Genomic DNA, 13,905 nt, shown 5'->3' on the forward strand with positions numbered 1-13,905 from the left:
GCTCACATAGAATGACCATTTTGGGTCGGCAGTTTCAGGCTGACCCAAAGTCGCGTTCACCCCCAGCGTTTACAATCAAAAGCTTGCAGTAACCCACTCCGCAGGCTTTCCGATGACACGCAAGCGCGCACCTTCCCCCGCCACCGAATCCACCTACCTGGGCAAGCTCATCCGCATTCGCGGTGCCCGGCAGCACAACCTCAAAAACCTCAACCTCGATATTAAAACCGGCGAAATCACCGTGTTCACCGGGGTCAGTGGCAGCGGTAAAAGCTCTCTGGTGTTCGACACGTTGTATGCCGAAGGCCAGCGCCGGTATGTTGAAACTTTCTCGCCCTATGCGCGCCAGTTTCTGGACCGCATGGATAAACCCGATGTGGACAGCATTGACGGCGTGTTGCCTGCCATTGCCATCGACCAGGCCAACCCGGTACGCACATCCCGCAGCACCGTGGGCACCATGACCGAAATCAACGACCACTTGAAACTGATCTACGCGCGTGCTGCCCATTTGCACTGCCGCCAATGCGGGCAGTGGGTGCGCGAAGACACACCCGCCAGCATTCAGTCCACCCTGCGTGAGCGGGCTGCTGCACAGAACGACCCCCGTGTGGTGATTACATTCCCAGTCACCGTGCCGCTGACCTTGAGCGAACAGGATGTAGAAGACTTTTTGAGTGCGCAGGGCTACACCCGTGTGCACCGCGAAACCTTGGTGCAACTGGCTGATGCAGTGGTTGACCCAAAAAAAGACAGTAAAAAAACCAGCAAACCCAAAGGTGCCAAGTCCAAAAAAACGGTGGCCAGCAATGCACCCACCCACAAAATTCTGGACGTGGTGCAGGACCGTTTCCGCGTGGGCAACACCGAAGAAAGCCGTTTGAGCGATGCCATCGCCTCGGCCCTGCACCGGGGCAAAGGCAAAGTGAACATTTTTGCATTGCCCGATGATGATGGTGAGGCTGCCGCACCTTGGCGTTTCTCCGAAGGCTTGCATTGCGCCACTTGCGACATCGACTATGCCAAGCCCTTGCCCAGCCACTTCTCGTTTAATTCCCCCTTGGGCGCTTGCGAAACCTGCCGGGGTTTTGGTCGGGTGATTGGCATTGATTACGGTCTGGTGATTCCCGATGAAAACAAATCCCTTGCTGAGGGCTGCGTCAAGCCCTGGCAAACCGAAAGCTTCAAGCCTTGCCAAAAGGACCTGGTGAAATACGCCAAGCAGCGCGGCATAGCCACCGACATTGCCTTCAAGCACCTGCCCGAAGAACACCAACTTTGGGTGATTGAGGGTGATGCCAATTTTGATGGCAACTGGGATGGCCCCTTGTTTTATGGCGTAGCCCGTTTTTTTGAATGGCTGGAAACCCGCACTTACAAAATGCATGTGCGGGTTATGTTGTCGAAGTACCGCAGCTACACCCCCTGCACAGCTTGTAACGGCGCACGGCTAAAGCCCGACTCGCTGTTGTGGAAACTGCCGCATGCCGATGCACGCCACAACATTCACGACATCATGATGATGCCCTTGGTGAAAGTGGCCCAGCTGTTTGCAAACCTGCAATTGCCCGGCGCGCTCGACGAAGCCAGCGACCTGGTGCTTCAGGAAATTCGCACCCGCTTGCAGTTTCTCATTCAAGTGGGATTGGGCTACCTCACGCTGGACCGGCAAAGCCGCACGCTGAGTGGTGGTGAAGTGCAGCGCATCAACCTGACCACTGCCTTGGGCAGTTCGCTGGTGAATACCCTGTTTGTGCTGGATGAACCTTCGGTGGGTCTGCACCCCCGCGACATTGCCCGCGTGGCCACGGCCATGCAACGCCTAAAAGAGGCGGGCAATACCCTGGTGGTGGTGGAGCACGACCCGCAGCTCATGAACCAGGCCGACCGTCTCATCGACATCGGTCCAGGCCCCGGTGAGGCGGGTGGACAGATTGTGTTTGATGGAGCCCCGGCAGCCATTGAAACGGCGGACTCATTGACTGCCCGTTACCTCAAGGGCGACCTCAAAGTGGTGGCCCCCACTGATAAAGCGCTGGGCGATGGTGCGCAGCACTTGCTGCTCAGCGGTGTGCGCGCCAACAACCTGAAAAACATTGATTTCAAGCTGCCCCTGAATCGGCTGGTGGTGCTCACAGGGGTGTCGGGTTCAGGCAAGTCCACCCTGGTGCAAGACGTGCTGGTGCCCGCACTCAAAAAAATCAAGGGCGAGCCCACCGAAGCACCAGGTGAGTTTGACTCCCTGGATGGTGCCGAGTTGATCGGCCAACTGGCCTTCGTGGACCAAAGCCCCATCGGCAAAACCACGCGAAGCAACCCCGCCAGCTATGTGGGCGCATTTGATGAGCTTCGCAAAATATTCTCTAAAACCACGGTGGCGGTGGAGCGGGGCTATACCCCCGGCTTTTTCAGTTTCAACAGTGGCGATGGCCGTTGCCCCATGTGCGGTGGCAATGGCTTTGAGCATGTGGAAATGCAATTCCTGAGCGATGTCTATTTGCGCTGTGGTGAATGCAACGGCACCCGCTACCGGCCCGAGGCCCTGGAAGTGACCATTGAACGCAAGGGCCAGGTGCTGAACATGCACCAAGTGCTGGAACTGACCGTGGACCAAGCCCTGCACCTGTTTGATCACGACAGTGCCTTGCGCAAAACATTGCAACCCTTGGCTGAAGTGGGTTTGAACTACCTGCGCCTGGGGCAACCCGTGCCGACCTTGAGCGGTGGCGAAGCCCAACGCCTGAAGCTGGCTGGCTTTTTGGCTGAACTCAAACCCACCGTCAGCGGCCAGAAAGTGGCCAAGCGGGGCGATCTGTTTGTGTTTGACGAACCCACCACCGGCCTGCACTTTGACGATGTAGCCAAGCTCATGAAGAGCCTGCGCCTGCTGCAGCAGGCCGGCCACAGTGTGTTGGTGGTGGAGCACAACCTGGATGTGATTTGTGCGGCCGACTGGTTAATCGACCTAGGGCCCGAGGCGGGCGAGTTTGGGGGTGAGTTGGTGGCCCAGGGTACGCCCGACGCATTGGCCAAACACAAGCACAGCCATACGGGTGTGGCCATTGCGCAATACCGCAAGCAGCGCAATTTGCTGAAAGCTGCCGATCTCAATGCAGGCGAACACGCAGGCTCAGCGCGTGAGCCCGATGCACTGTATGAAGTGTCAACTACACGCCGCGCCAGTACCGATGGCATTGAAATTCTGCACGCCCGCGAACACAACCTGAAAAACATCAGCCTCACCATTCCCCGTGAGCAAATGACGGTCATTACCGGTCCATCAGGCAGCGGTAAATCCACCTTGGCCTTTGACATTCTGTTTTCCGAAGGTCAGCGCCGGTATCTGGAAAGCCTGAACGCCTATGCACGCCAATTTGTGCAGCCTGCTGCCAAGCCCGAGGTGGACGCTATTTTTGGCATTCCACCTACGGTGGCCATTGAGCAGCGCACCAGTCGGGGTGGTCGTAAAAGTACAGTGGCCACCGTCACCGAGGTGTACCACTTCCTGCGCTTGCTGTTTGTGAAGCTGGGTATTCAACATTGCCCCACGTGCGAAGTGCCCATTGCCCCGCAAAGCATGGACTCGATGCTGGCGCAAATCATGCAGGCCTACAAGGGTAAGGAAATTACTTTGCTGGCTCCCTTGGTACAAGGCCGAAAAGGTATTTACAACGAAATCGCCAAATGGGCGGTCGACAGGGGTTATGAACGCTTGCGGGTGGATGGTGCATACGTACCCACCAACCCTTGGCCCAAACTGGCCCGTTATCAAGAACACCACATTGAAGTGCCGGTAGACACACTCACCGTGAATGCCAAGGGTGAAAAAAAACTGCGCGAAGTATTGGCGCGTGCCCTTGAGTTTGGAAAAGGCACCGTGATGGTTGAAAGTACGAGCTCAGGCCGTGAGCCTGAATCAACCATTCAGTTTTTCTCAACCAAACGCGCCTGCCCAAGTTGTGCACGCAGCTTTCCTGAGCTTGACCCCCGCTTGTTCAGCTACAACAGCAAACACGGCTGGTGCCCAAGCTGCTTTGGTGTTGGCGAAAAGGTGGATGGCTTTGATGCCGACACCACGGGTGAAGAAGGGCGCTGGCTGGCTGAGCAAGACCGCAGTGAGCAAGACGACGAAACCGATGACGCTGGCTACCTCGGCAGCGGCTTGGTGTGTGGCCAATGTGATGGCCAACGCCTGAACGCCACGGCCCTGGCTGTGAAGTTTAAAGGGCAAAGCATTGCCGAGCTGGCCGACCAAACCGTGACCGATGCATTGCACTGGGTGGAGGCCCTTAAGCTGGATGCGCGCGAAGAAACCATTGCCAAAGACATTCGAATTGAAATGGCCGGCCGCCTGAAGTTTTTGAAGCAGGTCGGTCTGGATTACCTGCACCTCAACCGCAGTGCACCGACCTTGAGTGGTGGTGAGGCGCAGCGTATTCGCCTGGCCAGCCAGTTGGGTACCAACCTGCGTGGTGTGTGTTATGTGCTGGACGAGCCCACCATCGGCCTGCACACCCGTGACAATCATCGCCTGCTGGATGCGCTGGATGAATTGCGCAGCAAGGGCAACACCTTGGTGGTGGTGGAGCATGACATTGACACCATGCTGCGTGCTGACCGCTTGGTGGACATTGGCCCAGGTGCGGGCAAGCTGGGTGGGGCCATCATGTCGCAAGGCAGTGTGGCCGAGGTCCGCGATGACCCCAATTCCCTCACCGGCCGTTACCTCAAGCAACCAATACCACACCTGTTGCAACCGCGCCGCCCAGTGGACAAAACCACGCAACAGCTGCGCATTCGCAACGCCACACTGCACAACATTCAAGGTCTGGATGTGGACATTCCATTGGGCCGCTTGGTGGCGGTTACCGGTGTGTCAGGCTCGGGCAAGTCCACCCTGGCCCGCGACATTCTGTTGGCCAATATGCGGCAAGCCGTGGCCACCCAAAGCAAACGCGGGGGCGTCCATTCAAACTGGTTTGCTTGCGATGCGATTGACAATGCACCGGCCGTGGCCCGTGTGCTGGAAGTGGACCAAACCCCCATTGGAAAAACCCCGCGCAGTTGCCCGGCCACGTACATTGGCTTTTGGAACCGCATTCGTACGGTGATGGCAGATACTGCCGAAGCCCGCTTGCGGGGTTTTGAAGCCAGCCGTTTCAGCTTCAACACCGGCCCAGGGCGTTGCCCGGTGTGTGAAGGGCAGGGTATGCAAACCATCGAGATGAACTTTTTGCCCGATGTCAAAGTGCTCTGCGAGGCCTGTCGGGGAGCACGCTTCAACCCCGATACCTTGCAGGTGACCTGGCGTGACAAAACCGCTGCCGACATTCTCAACATGAGTGTGGAAGAAGCCGCACCATTTTTTACTGCACACCCCAGCATTGCTCAGCCACTGCAACTGTTGGCCGATGTGGGCTTGGGTTACCTCACCCTGGGCCAGCCCAGCCCCACCCTCAGTGGTGGTGAGGCGCAGCGCATTAAGTTGGTGACAGAGCTGACCAAGGTTCGTGACAACCGCGTCAACCCCCACACCCTGTATGTGCTGGATGAACCGACGGTGGGCCTGCACATGAACGACGTAGAAAAGCTGATTGCCGTGCTGCACCGCCTGGTGGATGCGGGCCACACGGTGGTGGTGATAGAGCACGACCTCGACTTGATTGCCCAGGCCGATTGGGTGATCGACATGGGGCCAGAAGCGGGTGTGGGCGGCGGGCAGTTGGTGGCCCAAGGCAGCCCACAGCACGTTGCGGCGGGCAAGGGCATGGGCAAGGGGAAGAAGCCCAGGTACACGGCCAAAGCGCTGGCTGATTTTTATGCCAGCCGGGGCGGGTAATTGTTTACCGTGCGTGTGCGTTAACTGAGCGCATTCAACTGAGCGCATTCAACAACACGGCGTGCAGGCAGTATTCCCGGTCTGCACGTGGATATTTGGCTGTCAGGTAATTCAATACCGGTGCCAGTTCTTTGATGCCCGTCATGGCCAGCCAGGTTGCCGCCACACCGGTGTTGTCCGGCTTAAGGTTGACCAAAAAATCCGACTGCTGCCCCATCACCACGGCCAGGCACTGGGCCAGTTTGTCTTGCGCATCATCAAAGCTACGGTCAATGGTTTGCAGTTTGTCTTGCAGAGCCAATGTCATGGTGTCGATCAATGCGGCGGTGGCTGCTCGTTGGCGTTTGCGAACACTGCTGCCTTCGGTCTGAATGTGCGGTGGTATCAGGCCGTCTTCAATGGCCAGCAACTGGCTTTTTTGGCTTTGAATCAATCCGCTGACAGGCAGACGCAATGGGCCCACCTGTTCATCGGTATTTTCCAGCCACTGAAAATAAGCCGCCACAAATCGGGTGCTGTCCTTTCGGTAAGTGGTCACCACCTCACCCAGCGACAGCAGGGCGGTCAGCAATTTCTCACGGGCCAGTGCCTGCATGGTGTGTACTTATTCCGGGGTCAAGGTGCGGTTTACGCCGCCTGCGTCATTGCTTTGCGTTACCCATTCCACACCTTCCTCGGTCAGGGTAATTTTTAAGCGCACCACGCTGTTGCCGGTGGCTTTGTCTTTAATGTCTGCTGTTCGGATGTTGGTCAAAATGCGTGGGGGAATGCTCGGCTTGGCCAGTGCAGCCAGGCCTGCTTCGGTGCGAATGTCTTTCACCACGGCCAGTTTATCCTGCGCAGACAGCTCAGTGTTGGTCTTCTTCAGTGTTTCCACAAAGGCGTCTTGCACGGTGCGCGACACCAGCTCTTTCGACACGGCGTCGTTACTCTTTTGAACCTCGGTTAACCGCAGCTTGGCTGTGTCTGCAAAGGCCTTTTGAAAGTTGGCCGATAGTTTGATGTTGGTGTTGGCCAAGGTGTTTTTCAGACGATTGCTGGTGGCATCGACCACCTTGGACGGTTCGTTGAGTTCGCCTTCCTCACCGGCTTCGTGGCTTTCAATGATCAAAGGCAGGTCGATGCTCACCTCGGGTATGCGCACCCGGGGTACCGACAAACCCTCCAGCAACGGGTTGTCCTTATAAAGCTCGGCCAGCGCCGCCGTTTGCAGGTCGGCCGCTTGCCGGGCGCGAATCAGCCCTGTCATGAGTGAACCCAAAATATCGCCCAAATCATTCATGGTCTGATCCGTTCAGTTGCAGTCAAGCGGGCAGTGCCGCCTTAAACCTTGGTTTCCTTGATGTTGTCTTCCAGAATCGACAACAGCTTTTCAAGACCAGCCGGCAATTCGTCCTGCACGGCCCGCACATGGATTTGCAGGCTGTAGGTGCGTTCGGTTTTTTCGCCGCTGGTATTACTCTTTTTGTTGCTGTAGGAGCATTTCAGTTCAGCCGACACAGGCCCCCAACCCCCTTTGACTGCCAGTGAGGCGCTGAGGTCTGAGGAATTGGTAGTGGTCGACTCGGTCACCGAATTGATTTTGGCGTTGAAGTCGATGGTGGTCTCTTCCACCCGAATAAATGGAATGGGCAACATCGTCAATATGGGCACTTCCAGCTTGAACGGCACCGCGGTCACGGTGATGTTGCCCTGCGCGTCTTTGCTTTCCACGGGCTTGTCGTACTTGAATGACACCATGGTGGGCTTGCCGGGGTCGGTTTGCGCATCGGCCGCATTGAAGCCCACGCTTTTGATGAAGTCGACCGAGGTTTGGGCAGACTGTGCCTGCGCCTTGATGACCGCACTCAGCGGTCCGCCAATCATGGCTTGAAAGTCGATGGATGAAAGTTCTTGTCCGATGGCCATATGAAGGGTCTCCGGTTAGGGCAGCGCAGGGCATGCAGGGGTTTGGGTGGGTGCAACCTCGGCAATGTGCCGCAAGCGCTGCGGAAGAATCAAATCGAACCCTCCCTCTGCAGAAGCAGGCCCCCCAGTGAACCTTGGTTGATGCAAACATCACCTACAAATGATGTTGTTTTTGATGCTTGGGTTTCACCCGCAGGGCGTTTTTGGTCGCTCACCTTGGTTAAACCAGAGGGTGGTTCTGCAGAAGCAAGCTTTGTTGACTGGTTGTGCATCTGTTTTACAGATTTGGTGAACTTGTTTGTCTAGCCTGTCCACCAAAAGAAAATGTACCTGAGCAATCGGTATGGACAATGATGTGTTGGAGCGCCCATGACAACCCCAATCAATAAAAAGGTCACCCCGGAAACATTTCAGCGCTATTTTTCCAAAGACGGTTTTTCAGAAGGGGATGTGTCGTCTATCAACAGGGCGGTGCATAACTTGGTTTCACCCGGTGGGGTGACAGAGGAACTGTTGCGCCTTCTTCCGTTGGGCGAAGACAGTAAATATGAAAGTATCTGTAAAAATGACCTGGATCTGCTGGAGGATGTTCGGGACATCGTGGCGCATTACATGTCAAATAATCCCTTTTTGTCCGAGGAACAAAAAATCGGTTTGAATGGCCGCTTAAGCCGAATTGAGCAAAGAATCGATGCTGTGAGGCCATTGGTTTCCCCCAGTGAAACTTCGCGTTCAAATGGTGTTCCAAGTGCGCCAGCCAGTGCAAATGCCGTGGTCAGTGCAACCCAGCAGCGTGAGGCTCAGGAGGAGGCCAAGCCTGCAGTGACTTTGCAGACCCGGCAACCCACCGCAAGCCATTTAACCGACGAGCAGACCGACGGGCAGAAAGCAGTGCTGAGAGACCAATTGTCTTGTGTGAACGAATCAATTGGTGTTCTGGAGGAAAATTTTGGTCCAGAACAAGGATGGGTTTATTTGAGATCCAACAACCTGATCACCGACGAAGAGGTCAACAAAAAGATCCACGAATACAAGCGACTGGTTGATGAAAAAGGCCGGTTGGAGCAGGCGCTGGGAATTTCATAATCCCCTGAGTCAATGGTTTCGTTCTGCTGTTTAATCAAACAATTCGAGGATGTCTGAAATGACTGAAGTGACCAAGTCGCAACTGTTGAATCAATTAGCCGAATTGGAGAAATTGTCTTTATCAAGTAGTCGTGAGTCCCGAAAAGAGTTGCGATCCATTCACGAGAAGATCACTAATTTATGTCGTAAGTCAGACTTGGATCCTAAAGCACTGACGTGTTTGTCCGAGTTCATGCAAGACGTCTCGAAAAGGGCTCAAAAGGTGTCGGCGATGAGACCACACATCGACAACATTGCTCGAGCGTTGATGATTAGTTGGTTCGAGAGCCCGGCGACAGATCCGACCTTTGCTTGTATACGTCAATCAGGGCTTGGTGAAATACTTCTGGCGGCCACGCGTGAAGAGCTGGCAAGCATGAGTTTTTACGAGCTGAGTAAATTAGAAAAAATCACGAAGGATATCAACACAACGCCCCTAAGCCTCAAGGTGGTTACCAGGTCTTCAGGCACTCAGGACAAGTCTGTTGGAGAACAACCAATTTCGGGTTCCCGGGCAGGTAGTCCAGTACAAGAAAGATCACCTGTCCGCCAATCAAATGAGAAGGAGCCTCCCATCGTGCAGGAGGTAAAGTCTGCAACTCCATCTTCCTCAAAAAAAACAGCCAGTGATTTACTGGCGTCTGGTGAGCTTAGTCCACTTCTTCCAAATCAAACCACCTTTCAGCTCAAGGTGTTAAAGAGAGTCGTCACGATGAAACCAGACGACGTTTTGCAAACCCCTGGAAATAATCGGGTTCAGACTGAGCTTCTTCAGTTTCAACGAATCATTCAGAGGCATCAAGACAATGTGTTGGCAAAGCTGAACACAGAAATCTTGTCTCCAACCATTGATCAAAATGAAGCAGTCAGTGATTTGCTTTTAAATCTCAGCAAATTTGCAACTCAGGGAAATGAGGCACAGGGAAGTGGTGGGCCTGCTCTAGATCCCCAAATTACAGCTGCACTAAGCGCCCTTGAATTTCAGTCAAAGCAACATTACTTCACTGAACTGAAAAGTGGGTTGACCGACGGTATTCCAACCGGTTCGATCCGTGAAAGGCTTCTAGACCATGTGCAGCGTAACTTCAAAAATATTGCAACTGAGCGAGATACAGACCTCAGCAATCCGGATGAATTTTTTCAGAAAATCAACAGATTCGTTCGTGCGGATCATCAGCATCTGCAACCAATATTTAATGCATGGCAGACGCACTTGGCCATGGTCTTGCCGCAATACGCCCGAAGCCGCGAGAATAATCAACCATCAGCGCTAGAAATAGCCATGAACAAGTCCATGCAGTCATTTTTAAGGCTTGCAACTTGTGTGGGAAATCGCCCCGACTCTGCAGGCAGGGTACCCACATTGGTCAATGATTTTTTGACCTCAGTACTACTCAAATTGCAGCAAGGGGACACAGCAAATTATGCGCCGGTTAGGCCAGCTGAATTGACCAAAGCAGTCCTTATCTTCCAGGAGCAGCGGGTACTTGACCCTGAAAATGGGGGCTTCACCGATTTAAATTCAGCGTCCAATATTTTATTGGGCCGCTTTTTATCAACATCAGCGGTTGACATAGCGTTGGACAACCCCGGCAGCAGTGCAATCGAAGACTCCAGCCTTAGGGCAACAGAGCAGTGGACCGCTTTTGGCATGCGGAAGGGCAATTGGATGCGGAAGACGGCCATGCGAGCAGCCACAAACGAACTAGCCCAGAATTTTGTCAGGTCGATTCGGAGTAGCAATGATCACGACCCAGCAATTAAAGAGTACAGCCAAAAGCTGAATATTGAGACCCATGAAAATGCTTTGTTGGTTCGATTTAAGGACAGTGAATCCGATGAAAAAATTCAACTGGAAAGGCTTGCAAAAAAATTGGTGAGCACAGTCACCAAGCCGCCAAAATCCATCGAGGAGCGCAAAAACGCATATCAGCAAGTTTATGGCTATTACTGTGCACAATTAAGCAATGCGGGTGTTGATTTGCGAAAGCATGATCAAATTCTTGAAAAAGCGCAAAACTTTTCCAAGTCGTTTGAAAGCTTGGCCAACCAAGCCAATGATGGTCTGCTCAAGCGTTCATATTCAAGCAATACAAAATCGAGTCTGGAAAGCAAGTTCATCGATAGTCCAGGCAAGCTGAAGAGTGGTAAGGACAATCGATTGTTCTTGTTGAATTTGGCGACTCGCGATGCATTGTGGAAGGAACTTCAACCGAACCCCAATCAACCCGCAGCAATTGAGAACAATATTCCGCTGCATGGCGATGTTCCTGCAGAGGTTGAATTTCCATGGCTAGAAAAGCTGAATTTCAATGGTCAGCCAATCACCAACCATCAGTTAATACAGCTAAGCACGTTGGCCATTTCTGCAGTGACAGCCAATGCCTATCGATCAAAGGATATTAGCAAGTTACCGCGAGATGCCCGTGAGGAATTCGCGTTAGCGTTAGGCACTCGTGCTGTTCGTGTAGGAGGGCAACAGCAGCTTGAGCAGGGAACATTGGGCACCCATCTTTTCGATGTCATGATGCGTTTGCAACGCGGCGGTGCTGACCGGGTATGTTCACCACAAGACCGTAAGCAGGTTGGACGGCTGCTGAGTTTGATGTTTATTCAATCTGCGGCTGATCGTGGGGAGCGTCTTCAAATAGCACCGCAGCCAGTTCCGGGAACACCTCCGCCAGCGGTTCGGCAGGAACTTCGACAGGAACTTCGACAGGAACTTCGACAGGAAGTTTGGCAGGAACTTCGGCAGGAACTTCGGCAGGAACTTCGGCAGAAAAGTGGAAAGATGGACTAACAGGTAATCACTGTGCGTTGAATGATGCCTATTCTGGAGATAAAGCTAGTGGATCTCGAAAATCTGGTGGCGAAGAGTAATAAGTCCCCTAAATCGCCACTCAACAGCATTCACAATGAGTAACATCAATCAGCATTTATTCGATCACCTTGGATTTCAAGCCACCGATAATTATTCGAGAAATGCCGATCGTTTAATGAATCGTGTTGAGCGGGATCCAGATCGTGCATGCCCGGCGCTTTACGAAGCGGTGGTCGGTTTGAGTGCAAATCAACGATTGTCTCGGTTGGTTTGCAAGTCTGAGTTGGATCAACTCGCAAGCATCAGCGAATTGGCTATTCAGAAAAACACCGTTGCCAGCAATACACGCATCTACAAAGCATTGAGTTGCTCAGCCAAATTGTATTCCCAGTTTTTGGATCGCAAGCTCAGCTCGACCGATACGGCATCGCTTCGGAAATCTGCTTGGGCTAAAAACGGCTTTCCGGATTTTATGCCTCCTCACTCTCTTTACAGGCACGGTAACTGCACGATCGAGTTACTAACATGGGTTGGCGAGGAAGAGGCCGAGCGGTTTCTGGCGAGGTACCCGGTTTTTCGGACAGCCACTAAGCCTTTTCGGCCATTTGAAGATTCTGCGCGGGTTTATCGGGTTTTTAACAAAATTGTTCCGGCCAAGCGGACTGACTTCGGTGAAGGGTCTTTCGGTGTGGTTCGCCTTGGGCGGGTTACCCATTTGGATAAATACTGTTCAATCAAAAAGTTGCGCCAGAAGGGAAAGGGGGAGATTGTGGTGCCCTCCCCTCGGATCCAGCGTGCCCTCATGTCAAAACCGAGTTATTGGATTCTCCGTATTCATGCATGGGGACCAAAAAATTCGGCCCGACGCAGTGACGGCAAACTTTCCCGACCTGGTTATATTTGCGCGATGGAGTTGGGCCTGACAAACCTCAAGCGACCCATTCAGGGGCTATCGGTTTTGCGTTGGATTTTTCAAAACAACAAAGGGCCACTGGAAAAGGCTCGTATTGATATTCTCCGTAAGTTGGCAGCAACAAAGGCATATCGTTTAAAGCGTCCCCCGTTGACCGCTGAAAACGATATGGGCGCAGTTAAAGACCTCTTGGAAGGCGTCAAAGATTTTGCAAATGCATCGACACGATATCGTTACACCGTGGAGTGGGCATTTGAGGTCGTGGCTGCGATCAATGACTTTATGTATGGTGTGGGTGACGGCGGCGCCCATGGGCGGCATCAGGATGTTAAACCAGAGAATATGATTTTTTTAGAGTCTCAGGGGGCGATGTGCGTCAAGCTCACAGATTTGGATTTTGCGATATCGGATCTCCGAACAGGTGGCCCCAATCCGGAGTGCCGCTACCGATACGGTACCGAATATTATCGCAAAAAGACCGCGCAGCTTAGTTTGGAAAAAGATCTGTTTGGTGCGGGGATGACCATTCGGCAAATCGCTGGGGAACATTTGGACGAACTGGTGTTTTCCTATGATCGTGATACCCGCAAACTGGTGGCCCCAGAGTCCTACCATATGAAGCCCGCTGAATATGGTTCCATTGAGGGCTTGCTTGCAGAACAGGAGGGTGTCGATGCTTTTATACATCCGATTCAGATCGGCAAGCTTCATACGGCGATGCGACCTTATAAAGGAACCAATACATTTGGCGATTTTAGCCTTGGTTTTCAAAGGCTGTTTGTGAGAACGGATTTCACCTTAAAGAACCCAGTCTTTCAATCACAACGACGGATGGAGACTGATCGTTTCCGTGAGATGACCTTGGCCTTGATCGAGTTTTCCCAACTGCTGGATGATTCGGTATTGAACTCGTTTATTGCGTCTGCTGCGAAGGAACACCGTGTGAGGGCCATGAATTACTGGGTACACCGGCCCATCCGCCAGCGTGAGCATGATTTCCTCAAGCAACACAGGGTAACGACCATGAGTAAGGACGAACTCAATAGCTTTGAAAAATCCCTGAATTGGTCGGTGGCCGAAATGCTGGATGAACCAGTGTCAGTGGGAACATCCACGGATTCGCATCCCCTGTCGCCCTCAACGTTGGGGGAAGGCTCTGATGCCTCTGTCCATCGTTCTCCCTCCGGAGCCAATTTATTACCAGGTGCCAGTGACAAAGCCTAGTCGTCCACTTTGTTTTTTAGCTGCAGACCAAAGTTTCCTTTGAACTTTTACCTCAAACAGTTCACTAAGGCCTTT

The 13,905-nt window shown here is 53.2% G+C and carries 7 protein-coding genes; 4 read left to right on the plus strand and 3 right to left on the minus strand.

Annotated features, from left to right (window positions below):
* Nucleotides 1–157: 157 nt before the first annotated feature.
* Nucleotides 158–5,839, plus strand: coding sequence for an excinuclease ABC subunit UvrA (uvrA, locus tag VGE55_RS04430; protein ID WP_331130871.1), 5,682 nt, complete (start codon nt 158–160; stop codon nt 5,837–5,839).
* 34 nt (nt 5,840–5,873) lie between these two features.
* Here the strand turns inward: uvrA and VGE55_RS04435 are convergent, their stop codons facing one another.
* Genes VGE55_RS04435 through VGE55_RS04445 form a run of 3 tightly spaced genes read right to left on the minus strand, consistent with a single transcriptional unit; the run spans nt 5,874 to nt 7,747 of the window.
* Complete coding sequence (locus tag VGE55_RS04435; protein WP_331130499.1) at nt 5,874–6,434, minus strand: hypothetical protein; 561 nt, start codon at nt 6,432–6,434, stop codon at nt 5,874–5,876.
* A 9-nt stretch (nt 6,435–6,443) separates the two neighbouring features.
* Nucleotides 6,444–7,121, minus strand: a complete 678-nt coding sequence (locus VGE55_RS04440; protein ID WP_331130500.1) for a hypothetical protein — start codon at nt 7,119–7,121, stop codon at nt 6,444–6,446.
* Nucleotides 7,122–7,162: 41 nt separating this feature from the next.
* The gene (locus VGE55_RS04445) at nt 7,163–7,747 is read right to left on the minus strand and encodes a DUF2589 domain-containing protein (RefSeq protein WP_331130501.1); all 585 of its coding nucleotides are present in this window, start codon (nt 7,745–7,747) and stop codon (nt 7,163–7,165) included.
* A 369-nt stretch (nt 7,748–8,116) separates the two neighbouring features.
* Between VGE55_RS04445 and VGE55_RS04450 the strand changes: the two genes are divergently transcribed.
* The 3 genes from VGE55_RS04450 (at nt 8,117) to VGE55_RS04460 (ending at nt 13,830) form a co-directional block, all read left to right on the plus strand.
* Complete coding sequence (locus VGE55_RS04450; protein WP_331130502.1) at nt 8,117–8,833, plus strand: hypothetical protein; 717 nt, start codon at nt 8,117–8,119, stop codon at nt 8,831–8,833.
* Nucleotides 8,834–8,891: 58 nt separating this feature from the next.
* Nucleotides 8,892–11,672 (plus strand): hypothetical protein, encoded by a 2,781-nt coding sequence (locus VGE55_RS04455; RefSeq protein ID WP_331130503.1) that lies wholly within the window; start codon nt 8,892–8,894, stop codon nt 11,670–11,672.
* A 115-nt stretch (nt 11,673–11,787) separates the two neighbouring features.
* The gene (locus VGE55_RS04460) at nt 11,788–13,830 is read left to right on the plus strand and encodes a hypothetical protein (protein WP_331130504.1); all 2,043 of its coding nucleotides are present in this window, start codon (nt 11,788–11,790) and stop codon (nt 13,828–13,830) included.
* Nucleotides 13,831–13,905: the final 75 nt, after the last annotated feature.

Source organism: Limnobacter sp., assembly GCF_036405155.1.
In the GTDB taxonomy this organism is placed as follows: domain Bacteria; phylum Pseudomonadota; class Gammaproteobacteria; order Burkholderiales; family Burkholderiaceae_B; genus Limnobacter.

Bases quoted from the DNA above. Each gene is read 5' to 3' on its own strand.
- VGE55_RS04440 (WP_331130500.1), bottom strand. From the start codon at position 7,121: ATGAATGATTTGGGCGATATTTTGGGTTCACTCATGACAGGGCTGATT.
- VGE55_RS04435 (WP_331130499.1), bottom strand. From the start codon at position 6,434: ATGCAGGCACTGGCCCGTGAGAAATTGCTGACCGCCCTGCTGTCGCTG.
- VGE55_RS04455 (WP_331130503.1), top strand. From the start codon at position 8,892: ATGACTGAAGTGACCAAGTCGCAACTGTTGAATCAATTAGCCGAATTG.
- VGE55_RS04460 (WP_331130504.1), top strand. From the start codon at position 11,788: ATGAGTAACATCAATCAGCATTTATTCGATCACCTTGGATTTCAAGCC.
- VGE55_RS04445 (WP_331130501.1), bottom strand. From the start codon at position 7,747: ATGGCCATCGGACAAGAACTTTCATCCATCGACTTTCAAGCCATGATT.
- VGE55_RS04450 (WP_331130502.1), top strand. From the start codon at position 8,117: ATGACAACCCCAATCAATAAAAAGGTCACCCCGGAAACATTTCAGCGC.